General features: G+C 65.6%; 11 protein-coding genes. 6 read left to right on the top strand and 5 right to left on the bottom strand.

What is annotated here, in order from left to right:
* Window positions 1-21: 21 nt before the first annotated feature.
* Window positions 22-1,161: an acyltransferase family protein gene (locus AC5Y5W_RS19510; protein WP_500012084.1), complete on the bottom strand. Its 1,140-nt coding sequence runs from the start codon at window positions 1,159-1,161 to the stop codon at window positions 22-24.
* Entirely contained in the window at window positions 1,158-2,843 is a 1,686-nt protein-coding gene (locus tag AC5Y5W_RS19505) for a DEAD/DEAH box helicase (RefSeq protein ID WP_500012082.1), read from the bottom strand. Before AC5Y5W_RS19505 ends, AC5Y5W_RS19510 begins: the two co-directional genes overlap by 4 nt.
* A 92-nt stretch (window positions 2,844-2,935) precedes the next feature.
* Here AC5Y5W_RS19505 and AC5Y5W_RS19500 point away from each other — a divergent pair, with 92 nt between their 5' ends.
* Both AC5Y5W_RS19500 and AC5Y5W_RS19495 read left to right on the top strand, forming a co-directional pair.
* On the top strand, window positions 2,936-3,499 hold the full coding sequence (locus AC5Y5W_RS19500; protein ID WP_500012080.1) for an LppP/LprE family lipoprotein: 564 nt from the start codon (window positions 2,936-2,938) through the stop codon (window positions 3,497-3,499).
* A 125-nt stretch (window positions 3,500-3,624) separates the two neighbouring features.
* Window positions 3,625-7,041: a TM0106 family RecB-like putative nuclease gene (locus tag AC5Y5W_RS19495; RefSeq protein ID WP_500012078.1), complete on the top strand. Its 3,417-nt coding sequence runs from the start codon at window positions 3,625-3,627 to the stop codon at window positions 7,039-7,041.
* Here the strand turns inward: AC5Y5W_RS19495 and AC5Y5W_RS19490 are convergent.
* Window positions 7,038-9,050 (bottom strand): MFS transporter, encoded by a 2,013-nt coding sequence (locus tag AC5Y5W_RS19490; RefSeq protein ID WP_500012077.1) that lies wholly within the window; start codon window positions 9,048-9,050, stop codon window positions 7,038-7,040. The genes AC5Y5W_RS19495 and AC5Y5W_RS19490 overlap by 4 nt on opposite strands.
* Complete coding sequence (locus AC5Y5W_RS19485) at window positions 9,047-9,652, bottom strand: PadR family transcriptional regulator (RefSeq protein WP_500012075.1); 606 nt, start codon at window positions 9,650-9,652, stop codon at window positions 9,047-9,049. The genes AC5Y5W_RS19490 and AC5Y5W_RS19485 overlap by 4 nt, the downstream gene beginning before the upstream one ends.
* 182 nt (window positions 9,653-9,834) lie before the next feature.
* On the opposite strand from AC5Y5W_RS19485, the gene AC5Y5W_RS19480 reads away from it, so the two are divergent.
* Window positions 9,835-10,590, top strand: a complete 756-nt coding sequence (locus AC5Y5W_RS19480) for a hypothetical protein (RefSeq protein WP_500012073.1) — start codon at window positions 9,835-9,837, stop codon at window positions 10,588-10,590.
* A gap of 188 nt (window positions 10,591-10,778) precedes the next feature.
* On the top strand, window positions 10,779-14,471 hold the full coding sequence (locus AC5Y5W_RS19475) for a multifunctional oxoglutarate decarboxylase/oxoglutarate dehydrogenase thiamine pyrophosphate-binding subunit/dihydrolipoyllysine-residue succinyltransferase subunit (RefSeq protein ID WP_500012071.1): 3,693 nt from the start codon (window positions 10,779-10,781) through the stop codon (window positions 14,469-14,471).
* Between the two features lie 102 nt (window positions 14,472-14,573).
* Here AC5Y5W_RS19475 and AC5Y5W_RS19470 read toward each other — a convergent pair whose 3' ends face one another.
* Window positions 14,574-16,304 carry an MOSC domain-containing protein gene (locus AC5Y5W_RS19470; protein ID WP_500012069.1) on the bottom strand — a complete coding sequence of 577 codons (1,731 nt, stop codon included), beginning with the start codon at window positions 16,302-16,304 and terminating at the stop codon, window positions 14,574-14,576.
* A gap of 246 nt (window positions 16,305-16,550) precedes the next feature.
* Here AC5Y5W_RS19470 and AC5Y5W_RS19465 point away from each other — a divergent pair, with 246 nt between their 5' ends.
* Both AC5Y5W_RS19465 and AC5Y5W_RS19460 read left to right on the top strand, forming a co-directional pair.
* Window positions 16,551-17,435 (top strand): alpha/beta fold hydrolase, encoded by an 885-nt coding sequence (locus AC5Y5W_RS19465; RefSeq protein ID WP_500012067.1) that lies wholly within the window; start codon window positions 16,551-16,553, stop codon window positions 17,433-17,435.
* A 55-nt stretch (window positions 17,436-17,490) separates the two neighbouring features.
* Window positions 17,491-18,177 carry a TetR/AcrR family transcriptional regulator gene (locus tag AC5Y5W_RS19460; RefSeq protein ID WP_500012065.1) on the top strand — a complete coding sequence of 229 codons (687 nt, stop codon included), beginning with the start codon at window positions 17,491-17,493 and terminating at the stop codon, window positions 18,175-18,177.
* Window positions 18,178-18,226 lie beyond the last annotated feature (49 nt).

Here is an 18,226-nt window from a genome sequence, read left to right as displayed (position 1 = left end):
GCCTATCCTATTATGGAGCGGTCAGCGCCGCACCCGGGTAAGCCGATGCAACAGCCACGCCAGCGGAGTGGTGATCACCAGCGTCGCCACGAACAGGTTCACCGCCGACCCGGTGTAGATCCGATAGCGCACGATCTCAACCATCGCGATCTCCATCGTCACCAGATGGATCAGGAAAATCTCGTAGGAGATCTCGCCCAGCCACACCATCGGACGGCTCGCCAACAGCGAGCTGTACCAACCGCGGTCACCCAGCGCCAGCGGCGCGACCGCCAGGGTGGCGATGGCCGCATAAAACCCGGACTTGACCAACGCCTCGACCAACCCCTGCGGTGATGTGGTCGGTGCGCCGGCGATCGGCGTGGAGACGATGAAGTAGCTGATCACCGCCAGTGGTATCGCGACGACGGCGTAGCAGCGCGCGCCCATCGCCTGCAGCACCGCCAGCATCATGCCGCCGATGAACCAGGCCAGGTAGCCGGGCAGCCACACTCGTGCCCCGTTGGGCACCGAGGTGGCGACATGCACGAAGGCCAACCACGCCGGAGTGATCAACGCCAGTACCCCAAGTGCGACCAGCAATCGCACCGGCTGCCATTGGCGTTTGCACAGCACCACCAACAGCAGGTAGGCCAGCAGCGGAAGGACGGCATAGAAGGCGACTTCCACTGCCAGGCTCCACATTTGGGTGAGTCCTTGATGCAGATACGACATCAGGTAGTTGCCCGTGTAGATCTGCGTCAGGGTGAGGTTGCGAAACAGCCCAAGCCAAGTGTGCCCGGGGTTCGGACCGGCGGTCCGGAACTGATAGACCAGGTAGGCGGCCAGCACCGCGACGATATAGGCGGGCATGATGCGCCGAACCCGATGCCACGCATAACGACTGACCGACGGTGCGGGCGCGCCGGTGGCGACCGACTGCACCCAGGGACGAAACAGCAGGAATCCGGACAGCACGAAGAAGATCGGCACACCGATCTCCATTCGCGATCCGACCAAACCGAAATAGCCCTGGACGTACTTTCCGGTGGTGTAGGCGGCGTGGGTGCCGACCACCAGCAGTGCGGCGACCGCGCGGATGCCGGTGAGGGACGCGACCCGGTCCGGCCCGGAAGTCTGTTCCAGCCCGCCCTGGGCGGTGGTGGGTTCTGAGACGGTCATCCGGTCTTTTTCCGGCGTGTTTTGCCGGTGCTGGGTCCACTATGGCGGTGGTCGGGTCGAAGATTGATGAGCACTCCCGAAATACGGGTGCGTTCAAGGGCTTTAAGCGCTGCACGAGGTAACTTCGCGGGAAGTTCCACTAGTGAGAAGTCCGGCCCGATGGTGATGTGGCCGAAATCGCTACGGTGCAAACCGCCCTCGTTGGCGATAGCGCCCACGATGGCGCCAGGACCGACCTTGTGCCGCTTGCCCACTGCGATGCGGTAGGTGGCGAATCCCTCCTTCGGCCCTTGGCCCCGTTTGGATTTGGCCGGCCGGTCGCGATGTTCTTTAGCGCGCCGCTCGGGCGGTGGTTCGGGAGCCATCAGGAACGCGTCGCCGTCGCGTGACTGCAGCGCCAGCGCCGCTGCGATGTCTGCCATCGGGACGTCATGTTCGCGTTCGTAATCCTCGATCAGGCTGCGGAACAGCTCGATTCCCGGCGAGCCAAGCGTGTCGGTGATCGAGTCGGCGAACTTCGCCACCCGCTGGGCGTTGACGTCCTCGACGGTGGGTAGTTCGGCTTCGGCGAGCTTTTGCCTGGTCGCCTTCTCGATGGCCTTGAGCAGGTGGCGTTCTCGCGGGGAGACGAACAGCAGCGCGGCGCCCGACCGCCCGGCCCTGCCGGTACGCCCGATCCGGTGCACGTACGACTCGGTGTCATGCGGGATGTCGTAGTTGAGCACATGCGAGATGCGCTCCACGTCCAGTCCACGGGCGGCCACATCGGTGGCGACCAGAATGTCCAGGCCGCCGTCCCGCAGCGCGGCGATGGTCCGCTCGCGCTGGGCCTGCGGAATGTCGCCGTTGATGGCGGCGGCGGAAAACCCTCGGGCACGGAGCTTTTCGGCGACTTCTTCGGTGGCCTGCTTGGTACGGACGAAGACGATCATCGCCTCGAACGGCTCCACCTCGAGGACTCGGGTCAGCGCGTTCATCTTACGCGGACCGGCGACCTGGATGTAACGCTGCGAAATATTCTCTGCCGTCGCGGTTTTCGTTTCAACGGTAACCTCGAGCGGCTCATGCAGGTATTTGGCCGTCAGTTTGCGGATCGCCGGCGGCATCGTCGCCGAGAATAAGGCGACCTGCTTGTATTCCGGGGTATCCGACAAGATGCGCTCGACGTCTTCGGCAAACCCCATGGTGAGCATCTCGTCGGCCTCGTCGAGCACCAGGTAGTCGACCCGGGACAGATCCAGCGTTCCCCGTTCGAGGTGGTCGATGACTCGGCCGGGAGTGCCGACGACGACCTGTGCGCCGCGTTTGAGCCCGGCCAACTGCACGGCATAGGACGACCCGCCGTAAATCGGCAGCACATTGATCCTCGGCAGATGCGCGCCGTAGCGGCTGAAGGCCTCCGCCACTTGCAGCGCCAGTTCGCGGGTCGGGGCCAGCACCAGCGCCTGGGTCGCTTTGCTGCCGGTGTCGATCTTGGACAGGATCGGGATCGCGAAGGCGGCCGTCTTGCCGGTACCGGTCTGTGCCAGGCCCACGACGTCGGACCCCGCCAGCAGCGCCGGGATCGTCGCTGCCTGGATCGCCGAGGGCGACTCGTAGCCGACGTCGACGACGGCCTGCAGCACCGAGGGGTGAATCTGCAGGTCGGCAAACGTCGTAGTCGCGGTATCTGGGGAGGTCATCGGACCTGCAGTCTAGTGGTCGCGACGCGACGAGATCGTTCTCAGCCGCGCCTGCCACGCCCGCATGTCTCGTGGCGGTACGGTGCAGCGTTGTGTGCAGGCATGCCGGACGCGTCGTGGTCGTGCTCTTGGCCGCGGCGCTGGCCGGTTGCAGTCCGGGCGACTCGACGGTGTCCAAGACGCCACAGGCGTCGACGCCCCCTGCAAGTGCGCCCGCCGGCAAGCCCGGCGGCCCGGTCCAAACTGCCCCGACCAGCACCTCCGCCGGGCCGGCCGACCCGTGCGCGATCGATCTCGCCGATCCCGCGATCGCCCGGGCGGTTTCGGAGTTGCCCCGCGATCCGCGCAGCCAGCAGCCCTGGAACCCCGAGCCGCTGGCGGGCAACTACAACGAGTGCGCTCAACTGTCCGCGGTGATCGTCAAGGCCAATACGAACGCCACCAATCCCAATACCAGAGCGGTGATGTTCCATCTCGGCAAATACATCCCGCAGGGGGTGCCCGATACGTTCGGGTTCAACGGCTTGGACACGGCGCAAAGCACCGGCGACACCGTGGCGCTGACATACTCCAGCGGCATCAACGGCTTGGCCAGCGTGGTGAAGTTCCGCTGGAACGGCAATGGGGTGGAGTTGATCGGCAACACCCCCGGCTGAGCCGGCCACTCTGCCGCGAGTGTGCGTGTCGCCGGTCGACACGCCGTTGAATTTCCCGGGTCTGCGCACCCTCGGGCCGAGTTGACGGCCCGATTCTGTCGGTGGCCTCACCTACAGTTGCTGCTGTGTTCGTGACCGGCGGGGATGTCATCTACAGCGCGTCGGACCTCGCAGCAGCGTCCCGATGCGAATACGCGCTGCTGCGCAACTTCGACGCAAAGCTCGGCCGCGGACCCAAACTGGCCGTCGAGGACGAAATGCTGGCCCGCACCGCCCGCCTCGGCGACGCGCACGAACGACGCCGGCTCGAGCGGTTTCGGAGCCAATTCGGCGCCCGGGTCGCCGTCATCGGCCGTCCGGCATACACCGCTGCCGGGTTGACCGCCGCGGCCGCGGCCACCAAACATGCCATCGTCGGCGGCGCGCCGGTGGTGTATCAGGCGGCGATGTTCGACGGGCGTTTCGTCGGGTTCGCCGACTTCCTGGTGCGTGACGGCGAGCGGTACCGCGTCGCCGACACCAAGCTGGCCCGCTCGGCCAAAGTCACCGCGCTGCTGCAACTGGCCGCCTATGCCGACACGCTGGCCCGCTCGGGTGTTCCGGTGGCGCCGGAAGCCGAGTTGATCCTCGGCGATGACACTGTGCTGCGCTACCGCGTCGACGAGCTGATCCCCGTCTACCACGCCCAGCGCGCGTCGGTGCAGCGGCTACTCGACGAGCACTACGCCGCCGACGGGCCGGTGCGCTGGGACGACGAGCGGGTGCGGGCATGTTTCCACTGCCCGGAATGCACCGAGCAAGTCCGCGCCGCCGATGATTTGCTGCTGGTCGCCGGCCTGCGCGTCAGCCAGCGGGCCACGCTGCTCGACGCCGGCATTGGCACACTGGCCGACCTCGCCGATCACACCGGACCGGTGCCGGACTTGGCGACGCGGACGCTCGACAACCTTACCGCGCAGGCTAAACTCCAAGTGCAGCAACGTGATACCGGAATCCCGCAGTACGAAGTCGCTGATGCTAAGCCGTTGGCGCTGCTGCCCGAGCCCGACGACGGCGACCTGTTCTTCGACTTCGAGGGCGATCCGCTCTGGACGGCAGACGGCGGTGAATGGGGACTGGAGTATCTGTTCGGCGTACTGGAAGCCAGCGGCGCATTCTGCCCGCTGTGGGCGCACGACCGGGTCGACGAGCGAAAAGCGTTGGCGGATTTCCTCGCGATGGTGGCTGACCGCCGCAAGCGACACCCCGACATGCATATCTACCATTACGCGTCGTACGAGAAGACCGCACTGCTGCGCCTGGCCGGACGGTATGGCGTCGGCGAGGACGACGTCGACGACCTGCTGCGCAGCGGCACCCTGGTCGACTTGTATCCCCTCGTGCGCAAGAGTATTCGAGTAGGCGCCGAGTCTTTCAGCCTCAAGGCGCTGGAGCCGCTGTTCATGGGACGAGAGCTGCGCTCCGGCGAAGTCACCACGGCCACCGATTCGATCACCCAGTACGCCCGATTCTGCGACCTGCGGGCTGAAGGCCGCGCCGACGACGCGGCAACCGTGCTGAAGGAAATCGAGGACTACAACCACTACGACTGCCGTGCGACTCGTGCGCTCCGCGACTGGCTGCTGAGGCGGGCATCCGAATCCGGTATCACACCGCTTGGCGCCCAACCGGTATCGGACGGGGAAGACATAGAACAATACGACCCGCTGACGACGGCCCTGGCGGAGTTCACCGGCGATGCCGCCGCCGCCGACCGCAGTCCAGAGCAGACCGCGGTTGCCCTGATGGCCGCAGCCCGCGGCTACCACCGTCGCGAGGACAAACCCTTCTGGTGGGCACACTTCGACCGCTTGAACTACCCCGTCGACGAATGGGCAGACGACTCCGACGTTTTCATCATCGACGGCGGTTCGGTGGCGGTCGACTGGCATACGCCGCCACGCGCGAAGAAGCCGCAGCGGCGAGTACGACTGACCGGCGCACTGGCACGCGGGGAACTCAAATCGTCGGTGTTCGCACTATACGAAGCGCCGGCGCCGGCCGGCATGGCCGAAGATCCGGATCGCCGAGCCGCCGGCAAAGCCGAAGTTATGGAGGTCGACGACCCCACAGTCCCCACCGAAGTGACAATCCTCGAGCGAACGCACAAGAACGACGATACGTTTCACCAACTTCCGTTCGCACTTACCCCGGGGCAGCCCATCCCGACAAACAATCAGCGGGACTCGATCGAATCGGCGGCCGCCGGCCTCGCCGCCGCTTTACCCAAACTTCCCCACACCGCCGTCTTCGACATCCTGTTGCGCCGCGCGCCGCGAACCCGCAGTGGCGCCGCGCTGCCACGCAGCACCGACACGGCAGCAGATATCGCCACCGCGGTGCTGGACCTCGACGCGTCGTACATCGCGGTGCATGGACCACCCGGAACCGGCAAGACCTATACCGCCGCCCGGGTCGTCACCCGGCTCGTCGCCGAACACGGTTGGCGCATCGGCGTTGTCGCACAATCACACGCCGTGGTGGAAAACCTGCTGGACTGCGCGGTCTCAGCGGGAATCGACCCGCAGCGGGTCGCCAAGAAACGACACGGCCACAAAGAGCCACAATGGCAGCACATCCACGAGAGCCAGTATCCCGGATTCATCGACAACACCGCCGGCTGCCTGATCGGTGGCACGGCATGGGACTTCGCCAACCGCAATCGTGTCCCACCGGCCAGCCTGGACCTGCTGGTGATCGACGAGGCCGGCCAATTCTGTTTGGCGAACACCATCGCGGTGGCGCCGGCAGCCAAAAACCTGCTGCTGCTGGGTGATCCACAACAGCTGCCTCAGGTCAGCCAGGGCACCCACCCCGAACCGGTCAACGCCTCCGCGTTGGGCTGGCTGGTCGACGGGCAGCGCACGCTGTCGGCCGAGCGCGGATACTTCCTCGATCGCTCATACCGCATGCATCCCGCCGTCTGCGGGCCGGTCTCGAGGCTGTCGTATGAAGGCCGACTGGAGTCGTATGCCGAGCGCACCGCCGCACGCCACCTTGACGGGTATGCGCCCGGAATTCATGTGGTGGCGGTCCGCCATGACAACAATTCGATCGAAAGCCCGCAGGAAGCCGAGGCGATCGTGGCCGAGATCGCGCGCCTGCTCGGCTCGTCGTGGACCGATGAGGACGGCACGCGTCGGCTGCGCGGCGCCGATGTGCTGGTGCTGGCGCCCTACAACGCCCAAGTGGTGCTGCTGCGACAGTACTTGAGCGCCGCGCGTCTCGGCGACGTCCAGGTCGGAACCGTCGACAAGTTTCAAGGCGCCGAAGCGCCGGTGGTCTTCATCTCGATGACGGCGTCGTCCATCGAGGATATCCCGCGCGGAGTTCCATTCCTGCTCAACCGAAACCGGTTGAACGTAGCAGTCAGCCGTGCGCAATACGCGGCGGTGATCGTGCGGTCTGAAACGCTCACCGACTACCTGCCGACTACTCCGGGCGGCCTGGTGGACCTGGGTGCGTTCCTGGCGCTGACATCGACCGGCGCGCCGACTGGCTAGTCGTCGCGGAACGAGTGCCTTCCAAATCCCGGCGGCCTTTCGGGATCGGTTCGGTCGGGATCGGTTCGGTCGGGATCGGTTCGGTAATGCTTGTTGCGCGGGGGTTCATCGTCACCGAATCGGTGGCGGGCGACGTCGCGGTGGTGATTCGCCGGCGGCGAGAACTGCGCGATCGACCGCAGGCGGCGCTCCTCGTCGACGTGGAAGCCGTTGTGGGCGAAGCCAATAGGACCGGCGGAGTCGGCGGGTGAGTATCGGCGTTCTCCGGCGGGGGCTCTGAGCGGCTCCGTATCGCTGTCGTCGGCATCCGGCTGTCGGGGCGGTCGGCGCGGCGCACGGGGAGCGCGAGGCACCAGGTACTCCACGTAATCGTCGAAATCGTCTGAGACGTTCGGCATCGCACGCAGCCGGCCGGTTCGAGTAGCCAAACGATCGCCGGAAACGTCGTCGTCGGCATCGCTACGCCGGGAACTACGTTGGCTGCCAACGGCCGAAGCGCCGAAGCCGAGCATGAACATCGCAGCGGCCACCCCGAACAGCGCGATGAAGGCGGGTAACAGCATCGACTGGGACATCGCGGCCGCGAACGGATCGCGCAGGAACTCGGGCAACTGCAGGGCCCCGCCGTCCGCAGCTTCTGGGTGCAGACCGCCCGGCATCGGCGGCAACTCCGCAGTGATCCGTGAGGTCATGAATGCGGCGACGCTGGCGCTACCGAGCACCGCGCCGACCTGACGGGTCGCGTTGTAGACACCCGAACCCGCACCCGCCAGGCTGGGCGGCAGGTTCCGTGTTGCGGTGGCGCCCAGCGGTTGCCACACGAACGCCATCCCGAACCCCATCGCGATGAACACCAGCACCAGCTGCCAAATCGGGGTGGACGGTGTCATCTCGATCGAGAGCCAGGTCAGCGCGATCGCCAATACCGAGAAGCCGAAGCCGACAACCGACCGCGGATGGGCCCGGTCGACGATCCTGCCGACGATCGGGGCGAGCAGGCCACTGGTGATCGCCATCGGCGCGGTCAGCAGAGCCGAGCGAGTGGGAGACAATCCGCATACCGCCTGCGCATAGAACATCAATGGCAACACCATCGCCGTGGAGGCGAACCCGATGACCGCTACGCCGAGGTTGGACAGGCTGAAGTCGCGATCGCGGAAGATGTCCAGCGGGATCAGCGGTTCGCGGGTGTTCACCGACTGCCAGTACACGAACGCCACCATGAACCCGATACCTGCCACGATCACCGCCCAAATCCAGGGCGCCCACCCCGCGGACTGCCCCTCCTGCAGAGCGAAGACGATGAGGAACATGCCCACCGCGGACAGCGCGACACCGGCCAGATCGAATCGGTGAGTGTGCATGGGCAACTGCGGAATCAACCAAACTCCGAGTCCCAGCCCGATGATGCCCACCGGGACATTGACGAAAAAGATCCACTCCCAGCCCAGCGCGTCGACCAGCAGGCCGCCGGCCAGCGGTCCGACCAGGGTGGCGACGCCGGCGGTGGCGCCCCACACGCTCATGGCCATCCCGCGACGCTCGGCGGGGAAGATTCGGGTGATCGTCGACAGAGTCTGCGGGGTCAATACGGCGGCACCGATTCCCTGGACCACCCGGGCGCCGATCAGCATGCCGATGCTTCCTGACAGGCCACACAGCATCGAGGCAGCGGTGAACACGGCCAGACCGGCCAAATAGAGGTTCTTCGGGCCGAAGCGGTCACCGAGTCGGCCCGCCACCAGCAGCGGCACCGCGTAGGCCAGTAGGTAGGCGCTGGTCACCCAGATCACGGTGTCGTATCCGGTTTCCAGCCTTGTCATGATGCTGGGATTGGCGACTGCGACGATCGTCGAGTCCAGCAGGATCATGAAGAAGCCCACCATCATCGCCCAGAGCGCGTTCCAGGGGTTCGGCGTGTTCGCGCGCGTGCGCGGCGCCGTCGCAGCGCCGCGGTACGGACCGCCGGCGGATCGCGCCCGGACCCTCGCCCCGCTCGGCGCCGTCATATTCCCACCTCGTCTCGGCTTGCCATGCTCGTGTCAGCTCGGACCGACTGCGGCCACGGCAGCCGACCGGAACGCAGCGACTCGGCAAGCCCTCGCAGCCAGACAACTTCGGCTTCCACTGTCGCCAGCAGGTAGTCGAACGCCAGTTGGTGGGCGCTGGCCGGTGCGACACCACCGTCACGGAGCGCCATGATTTCGGCGGCCCGGGCCTCCATCGCCCCGACGCGGTCGTCGACGGCGTTCGCCGCGGCTTCCGGATCGAGCGTATCGATCGCGGCAAGCGCGGCGGCGAATTGCGGGAACTCCTCGACCGGAGTGGCCACCATGCGGCGCACCCGCTCGCCGAGCATCTCCACGCCGGCGTCGGTGATCTCATAGATGGCGCGCTCGGGCCGGTTGCCCTCGCGCCCGGCGGTGGCGCAGCGAATCAACTTCTCCTCGGTCAACCGGTCGACAACGTGGTACAGCGATCCCGGCCGGATTTTCACGATGCGGCCCGCCTGCCGCTGGATCAAGGTCTGGAACATCTCGTAGCCGTGCATCGGGCGCTCCTGCAGCAGCGCCAACACCGCGACGCCCAACGAGGTCGGTTGGTAGGCCATTGCGTGCTTCCTGTTCGCCCGAAGTAGTCGGCCCGGATTATTCCGGGTGGAGTAATCGACCTTGATGCCTCCCCCGGCTTTGGCTGGAGCGGCGCTAACCTGAGGTGACGCCATCTCGTCCGGCAGCGATGCGGATCGTGCAATGGTCCGAGGGAAGGCCGGGCACTGGATTCGGAGGCACTATGAGCGCCCGACGGACCGGGTCAGCGGGGATTCCCCAGACCGCCGGCAACAACAAGCCAAAAGCATCGGTGCGCGCTTTGGCGCACGTCATCGAACGCACCGCGCGGGCACAGGAGCCGGTGGCCAGGGCTTACGTGGAACGGCTGCGCCGCACAAACCCCGGGGCCAATCCGGCCGCCATCGCCTCGAAGCTGGAGAAGCGTTACCTGGCCGCAGTCACCGCCAGCGGTGCGGCGGTCGGGTCGGCAGCAGCCTTGCCGGGCATCGGCACCCTGGCGGCGCTGTCTGCGGCCGCCGGAGAAACCGCGGTTTTCCTCGAGGCCACCGCATTCTTCGCGTTGGCGACGGCCACGGTACATGGCATCCCCACCGAAAACCGGGAACGGCGCCGCGCCCTGGTGCTCGCTGTGCTGGTCGGCGACGACAGCAAGCACGCCATCGCTGAGCTGATCGGCCCGGGCCGCACCAGCGGAGCCTGGCTATCCGACGGCGTGGCGTCGCTGCCGATGCCGGCGGTGTCGCAGCTGAACTCGCGACTGCTCAAGTACGCCGTCAAGCGCTACACACTTCGCCGCGGCGCTCTGCTGTTCGGCAAACTGCTGCCGGCCGGTATCGGTGCCCTCATCGGCGCGATCGGCAATCGGATGGTCGGCAAGAAGATCGTCGGTAATACCCGTAAGGCGTTCGGCGGGCCTCCCGCTCGGTGGCCGGTGACGCTACATCTGCTGCCGACCGTTCGCGACGCAGCCGGCTAGCCGGCGATGCACGATTGGCGGGCTGTCCTCGGCGCGCCTGGCAGATCGTCGGCAAAGAGTTAGCCTTTATGGGGCGGAAGCGGTCGGGTCCGCCGCGGGTGGCAGATGCGCCGGTACACCCGGCGCAATGAGTGGCAAGCGTCGCTTGGCGCGCGTGCCGGACAGAGGAATCGAGGCGAGCAGCTGCCGTGAGCAGTACAAGTTCACCATTCGGGCAGAACGAATGGCTGGTCGAGGAGATGTACCGCAAGTTCCGGGACGACCCCTCCTCGGTCGATCCGAGCTGGCATGAGTTTTTGGTCGACTACAACCCCGAGCCGACGATTGACACCCCGACCACGAGTGACGGGCAACCGGCCACCTCAGCTCCAACCGCTCCAGAGCCTGCACCGAGCCCCAAACCGTCTGCACCACCCACCACCACCGCAGCGCCGGGCAACGGCGCCGCCAGCGCACCGGTCGCGCCGGCCAAGCCGGCCGGCCCGACACCGGGCGAGGGTGATGAAGTCCAGGTGCTGCGGGGCGCCGCCGCCGCAGTCGTCAAGAACATGTCCATGTCGCTGGATGTGCCGACGGCGACCAGCGTGCGCGCAATCCCGGCCAAGCTGCTGATCGACAACCGAACCGTCATCAACAACCAACTCAAACGCAATCGCGGCGGCAAGATCTCGTTCACCCACCTGCTCGGGTATGCGGTGGTGCAGGCGATCAAAGAGTTCCCCAACCTCAATCGGCACTTCGCCGAGGTCGACGGCAAACCCAGTGCAGTGACACCGGCGCACACCAATCTCGGGCTGGCGATCGATTTGCAGGGCAAAGACGGTAAGCGTTCGTTGGTGGTGGCCGGCATCAAGCGCTGCGAGAGTATGCGATTTGCGCAGTTCGTCACCGCATACGAAGACATCGTGCGTCGCGCGCGCGACGGCAAGTTGACCGCGGAAGATTTTGCCGGCGTGACGATTTCGTTGACCAATCCCGGCACCATCGGCACCGTGCATTCGGTGCCGCGACTGATGGCCGGGCAGGGTGCGATCATCGGTGTCGGCGCAATGGAATACCCGGCCGAGTTTCAGGGCGCCAGCGCCGAACGCATCGCCGAACTCGGGATCGGCAAGCTGATCACGCTGACCTCGACCTACGACCACCGCATCATTCAGGGCGCGGAATCCGGCGACTTCCTGCGCACCATCCACGAAATGCTGCTCTCGGACGGCTTCTGGGACGAGATCTTCCGCGAACTGTCCATCCCGTATGAGCCGGTGCGCTGGCGCCCGGACAATCCGGATTCGATCGTCGACAAGACCGCACGGGTCATCGAATTGATCGCCGCCTACCGCAACCGCGGGCACCTGATGGCCGACACCGATCCGCTGCGGCTGGACAACACCCGGTTCCGCAGTCACCCCGACCTGGACGTGCTGACGCACGGGCTGACACTGTGGGATCTCGACCGGGTGTTCAAGGTCAACGGTTTTGCCGGCGCGGAATACAAGAAGCTGCGCGACGTGCTGTCGGTGCTGCGCGATGCCTACTGCCGTCACGTCGGTGTGGAGTACACCCATATCCTCGAGCCCGAACAACAGCAGTGGCTGCAGGAACGAGTCGAGGTCAAGCACGACAAGCCGACGGTGGCCCAACAGAAATACATCCTGTCCAAACTCAACGCCGCCGAGGCGTTCGAGACCTTCCTGCAGACGAAATACGTTGGACAGAAGCGGTTCTCGTTGGAGGGTGCCGAGACCGTCATCCCGATGATGGACACCGTCATCGACCAGTGCGCCGAGTACGGACTCGACGAGGTCGTCATCGGCATGCCGCACCGCGGGCGGCTCAACGTGCTCGCCAACATCGTCGGCAAGCCGTACTCGCAGATCTTCACCGAGTTCGAGGGCAACCTGAACCCGTCGCAGGCGCACGGCTCCGGCGACGTCAAGTACCACCTGGGCGCCAGCGGCGTCTACATCCAGATGTTCGGCGACAACGACATTCAGGTGTCGCTGACCGCCAACCCGTCGCACCTCGAAGCCGTCGACCCAGTGCTGGAGGGGCTGGTGCGGGCCAAGCAGGACCTACTCGACAAGGGCACCAGCGAGAGCGGGTTCTCGGTGGTGCCGATGATGCTGCACGGTGACGCCGCCTTCGCCGGGCAAGGCGTGGTGGCCGAGACGCTGAACCTGGCGCTGCTGCCCGGTTACCGGGTCGGGGGCACCATCCACATCATCGTCAACAACCAGATCGGCTTCACCACCTCACCGGAGCACTCCAAGTCCAGCGAGTACTGCACCGACGTCGCGAAAATGATCGGGGCGCCGATCTTCCACGTCAACGGCGACGACCCCGAAGCCTGCGAGTGGGTGGCACGGCTGGCGGTGGACTTCCGGCAGAAGTTCCACAAGGACGTTGTCATCGACATGCTGTGCTACCGCCGCCGTGGTCACAACGAGGGTGACGACCCGTCGATGACCAACCCGGCGATGTACGACGTGATCGACGCCAAGCGCGGTTCCCGCAAGAGCTACACCGAGGCGCTGATCGGCCGCGGCGACATCTCGATGAAGGAAGCCGAGGACGCCCTGCGCGACTACCAGGGCCAGTTGGAGCGGGTGTTCAACGAGGTTCGCGAGCTGGAGAAGCACGGCGCACTACCCAGCGAATCGGTGGAGTCTCATCAGATGATTCCGGCGGGATTGTCCACCGCGGTGGACAAGTCGCTGCTGGCCCGGATCGGCGACGCGCACCTGGCCGTTCCCGAGGGGTTCACCGTGCACCCGCGCGTCAAGCCGGTGCTGGAGAAGCGCCGGGAGATGGCCTACGAGGGGAAGGTCGACTGGGCGTTCGGCGAGCTGCTGGCGCTGGGATCGCTGGTGGCCGAGGGCAAGCTGGTGCGACTGTCGGGCCAGGACACCCGTCGCGGCACGTTCTCCCAACGGCATTCGGTGATCATCGACCGCATGACCGGCGCGGAGTTCACCCCGCTGCAGCTGCTGGCCACTAATCTCGACGGCAGTCCGACCGGCGGCAGGTTTCTGGTCTACGACTCACCGCTGTCCGAATTCGCCGCCGTCGGTTTCGAATACGGCTACACGGTCGGTAACCCGGACGCAGTCGTGATGTGGGAGGCGCAGTTCGGCGACTTCCTCAACGGCGCCCAGTCGATCATCGACGAGTTCATCAGCTCCGGCGAAGCCAAGTGGGGCCAGTTGTCCAACGTGGTGCTGCTGCTGCCGCACGGCCATGAGGGCCAGGGTCCCGATCACACGTCCGGCCGCATCGAACGCTTCCTGCAACTGTGGGCGGAGGGGTCGATGACCATCGCGATGCCGTCGACCCCGGCGAACTACTTCCATCTATTGCGCCGGCACGCGCTGGACGGAATTCAGCGGCCGCTGATCGTTTTCACCCCGAAATCGATGCTGCGCAACAAGGCCGCGGTCAGCGACATCAAGGACTTCACCGAGATCAAGTTCCGTTCGGTGCTCGAGGAGCCGACGTACGAGGACGGCGACGGTGATCGGAGCAAGGTCAGGCGCATCCTGCTGACCAGCGGGAAGATCTACTACGAGTTGGTAGCCCGCAAGGCCAAGGACGAGCGCGACGACGTCGCGATTGTGCGGATCGAACAGCTGGCGCCGCTGCCTAAACGACGGCTCAACGAAACCCTGGACCGCTATTCCGACGTCAAGGAATTCTTCTGGGTGCAAGAGGAGCCGGCCAACCAGGGTGCCTGGCCGCGGTTCGGTTTGGAGTTACCCGAGTTGCTGCCGGACAAGTTGACCGGGATCAAACGGATTTCGCGCCGGGCGATGTCGGCGCCGTCGTCGGGCTCGTCGAAGGTGCACGCCGTCGAGCAGCAGGAAATCATCGACCTGGCCTTCAGCTGAGTTTTATTGCGCCGAACTGACGCCTTTGCGCCGAGCGTGCGTGTCCCCGCACGACACGCCGAGCCGATCGCGTGTTTTGCGCACGCTCGTGGCGAGCATTGCTCACAGGTCGAGGACGAGGTCGTCACGCGGCGCCGCGCAGCAGATGAGCACTGTCCCCTGCGGCGGCTCTTCCAGCGGCGGTTGCAGGTAGGCCGGCGTGCCCGCGACGATCCCGGTGACGCAGGTGTGGCAGACGCCGCTTCGACAGGCGAATCGTGTTGGCACGTCGCATGTTTCAGCGAGCTCCAGAATGGACCCGTAATTCGCTGACCAGTGGACGGTGAGCCCGCTGCGCGCGAAGGTGATTGCCGGGCCCGCCCCCGGGGCGCCCGGGGGCGGATGCGGGCGTGTGGTCTTCGGCGCGGAGACGACGCCGGGGTTGATGGCAGGCAATGCGCCGAACAGTTCGGTGTGGACCTGCCCGGAACTGAATCCGCAGGCAGCCAGCCCGTCGCGCATGGCATCCATGAATGCCTCTGGGCCACAGAGGTAGACAGCCGCGTCGGTGGGTAGGTTCAATGCGGCAATCGATTGCCGGTCCAGATGACCGAGGGTGACGCCGTCGTCGGCCTGCATGGCGGCTGTGTAGAAAACGAATTGCCGAGCATCGGGTAACGAGGTGATCAGACCAGTGACTTCTGCTGCGAAAGCGTGGCTCTCGGCGTTGCGTGTCGTGTGCAGCCACCTGATGCAGCGGTTGCTGTTGGCCGCGGCCAGAGCGTGCAACATGGCCAGCACCGGAGTGGCACCGATGCCGGCCGAGATCAAGACGACGGGAGCGCTGCCGTCGGTGAGGCAGAAGTCGCCGCGCGGGGCGGCCGCTTCGACAATCGAACCGACTTTGACATGGGCATGCAGCCAACGACTCACCAGGCCGCGGTCTTCGCGTTTGACGCTGATGCGGTAGTCGCTTGCTGCAGGGTCACCCGAGAGTGAGTAACTGCGCATCGGCGGTGGATCACCCGCGGCGGGGATCCGCACCGTGAGGTACTGCCCGGGAAGCGGCCTCGGCAGCCCGGCGTCGTCGTCGGATTCAAACCGAATCGACAACACCGCGGCGGTCTCGTGGTCGATTGCGCTGACGCGCAACGGCCTGAATCCCGTCCATCCGGGTTCGACGCCGGTTGACGGCGCCGCCGGCGCACCCGAACTCTGCGTGAGCATGTCATGGAACGACTGCTGCCAGCCCGGGCTGAGTGCCGCCACGTCGACGGCTTTGCGGAGTTGGGCCATGTCGCGGTCGGGTAGGTACAACAGCGCGTCGACGTCGGCGACGCTGAGCTCGTGTGGGCCGCGCCGGGTCAACACGATCGCGTCGCCGGCTTGCACCTGACCTTCGGTGATCACCCGGAAGTAGAAGCCGGGGCGGTGATGTGCCACCAGCAGATTGGGCATGTCGGGTTCGCCGAGGCGCATGCCGACCCGAAAGCAGGTGACGCGTGGCTGGGTAACCTCAAACTCAGCATCGCCGATGCGGTATCGGTCGCCGATACAGACGTCCCGGTCACTGAGCCCACGGATAGTGAAGTTTTCGCCGAAGTGGGCCGGCCGAAGGTCGTCGCGGCGCAGGTGGGCCTTCCAATAGTCGTACGACTCAAGTTGATAGACCAACACCGCCCGTTGTTCGCCACCATGTCCGGCAAGATCGCCCTGGCCGTCGCCGTCGATGTTGAGCCGGCGCACCATGACCGGGCCGTCCACGGGGGCCTTCCAGATTCCGGTGTGCACCGTCTTGCCTCGCCATTGCACGTCTTTGGGCATGCCGACATTGACTGACACAAGCCGCGCCACCGCTGGCTCCGCAGATTTGCGTACACGCGAAACCGCATCGTCGACCTTGAGCGCCGCCATCGGATCGCCTCCGAGCCTCGGGACAAAATTGGGATGGCCCGCCCAGAATATGCAGGATTCGGCGAATGCGTCAACAGGTACTGACGCCGCTATTGCGAAACGCCGCCGATGGTGCATACTGGGATGTGCAACCCAGAACAATGGCGCGCAAAAGCGCTTCGACGAATCGACCCAGGAGGATCGCTCATGCCGAGCGTTCATCATCGCTACGCCGCCATCGGTGATCACCGGTTGTTCTACCGCGAGGCCGGTGACGCCGACGCCCCGGCGCTGGTTCTCTTACACGGATTTCCGACCAGCTCCTACATGTTCCGTCAACTGATACCCGCACTGGCCGACCGCTATCACGTGATCGCGCCCGATCATCTGGGCTTCGGGCTCTCCGACGCGCCGGGCATCGCGGACTTCGACTACACCTTCGATGCCCTGACCGAGTTGACCGCCGGCTTGCTGCGCACGCTGGGCATCGATCGGTATGCGATGTATGTGCAGGACTACGGCGCTCCGATCGGGTGGCGACTGGCCCTTGAGAACCCGACCGCGATCACAGCGATCATCAGTCAAAACGGCAACGGGTACGACGCCGGCTTCGTGGAAAGTTTTTGGAAAACGGTGTGGGACTACCACTCTGCGCAGAATCCCGAAACTGAGGCGGCGGTACGACAGTTTCTCACCCTCGACGCCACCCGATGGCAATACGTCACCGGCGTTCCTGACGAGACACTGGTCGACCCGGAATCGTGGTATCACGACTATGCATTGATCTCCCGGCCGGGCAACGCCGAGGTGCAACTCAAACTGTTCCTCGACTACGCGACCAATTCCCCGCTGTATCCGCGGCTGCATGAGTACTTCCGCTCCAGCAGGGTGCCACTGCTGGCGGTGTGGGGTCGCGGCGACGAGATATTTGGTCCAGCGGGCGCCGACGCCTTCGCCGACGACTTACCCGACGCTGAGATCCATCTTCTCGACGGCGGACATTTCTTGCTGGAGTCCGCGCTCGACGAAGTCACCGAATTGATCCGAGGGTTTCTCGCCAAGCACCTACCCGCAGCTGACGCCGACCGATGATGACAAGTGGGTTGGATATCCCATAGTCCCGGGGCGGAGCGGCTAGCCTGAGCACATGGTTAGCGCCGAGATGCCCGGCGGAGAACGGTTGACCGCAAAAGGCCGCGCCACCCGCGACCGGATCGTGAACGCGGCGGCGGAACTGATCATCCGCACGGGATGCTCGACGCTCACTATGGACAACGTACGCAAGGCTGCGTCGGTCAGCGGCTCTCAGCTGGCCCATTATTTTGCCGACAAGCAGGAGTTGGTGCGCGCGGTCATCGCCCGCCAGATCAACGTGGTGCTCGACTTCCACCGCCAGCCGCGGCTGCACGGGCTGACATCGTTGCAGGACTTCGAGCGCTGGATTGACCTGAATATGCGTCACTTACGGCGCATCGGCTATGCCGGGACACCGACTTACCATGCGCTCGCAGGCCAGCTCGCGAAGTCCGACGACGCGATACGCGACGAGCTGGCGGCAGGCTACCGGCAATGGGTCGCGTTGCTCGAGCGCGCGATCGAGCAGCTGAAGAATCAGGGCGTTCTGGTCGCCGAGGCCGACGCGCGCCAACTGGCGCTGGTGATCGTTACTGCCCATCAGGGCGGCGCCACCTTAACCTTTACTTACCGCGAGGATTGGCCGCACGCCGACGCAGTGCGATTCGCGGTGAACTATCTTCGGATGTTCGCGGCCGATCCGGCGGAACGGGCGGCCCGGCCACCGCGCCGGCCCCGCACGCGACGCGAAAGACACTGAGCCGCCATGCCGTCGCGCGTCGCAACCCGGTGCCCGGCTGACGGGCGGT

The organism is Mycobacterium sp. NGS51 (assembly GCF_059812525.1).
This window is presented reverse-complemented; position numbering and strand designations above follow the sequence as displayed.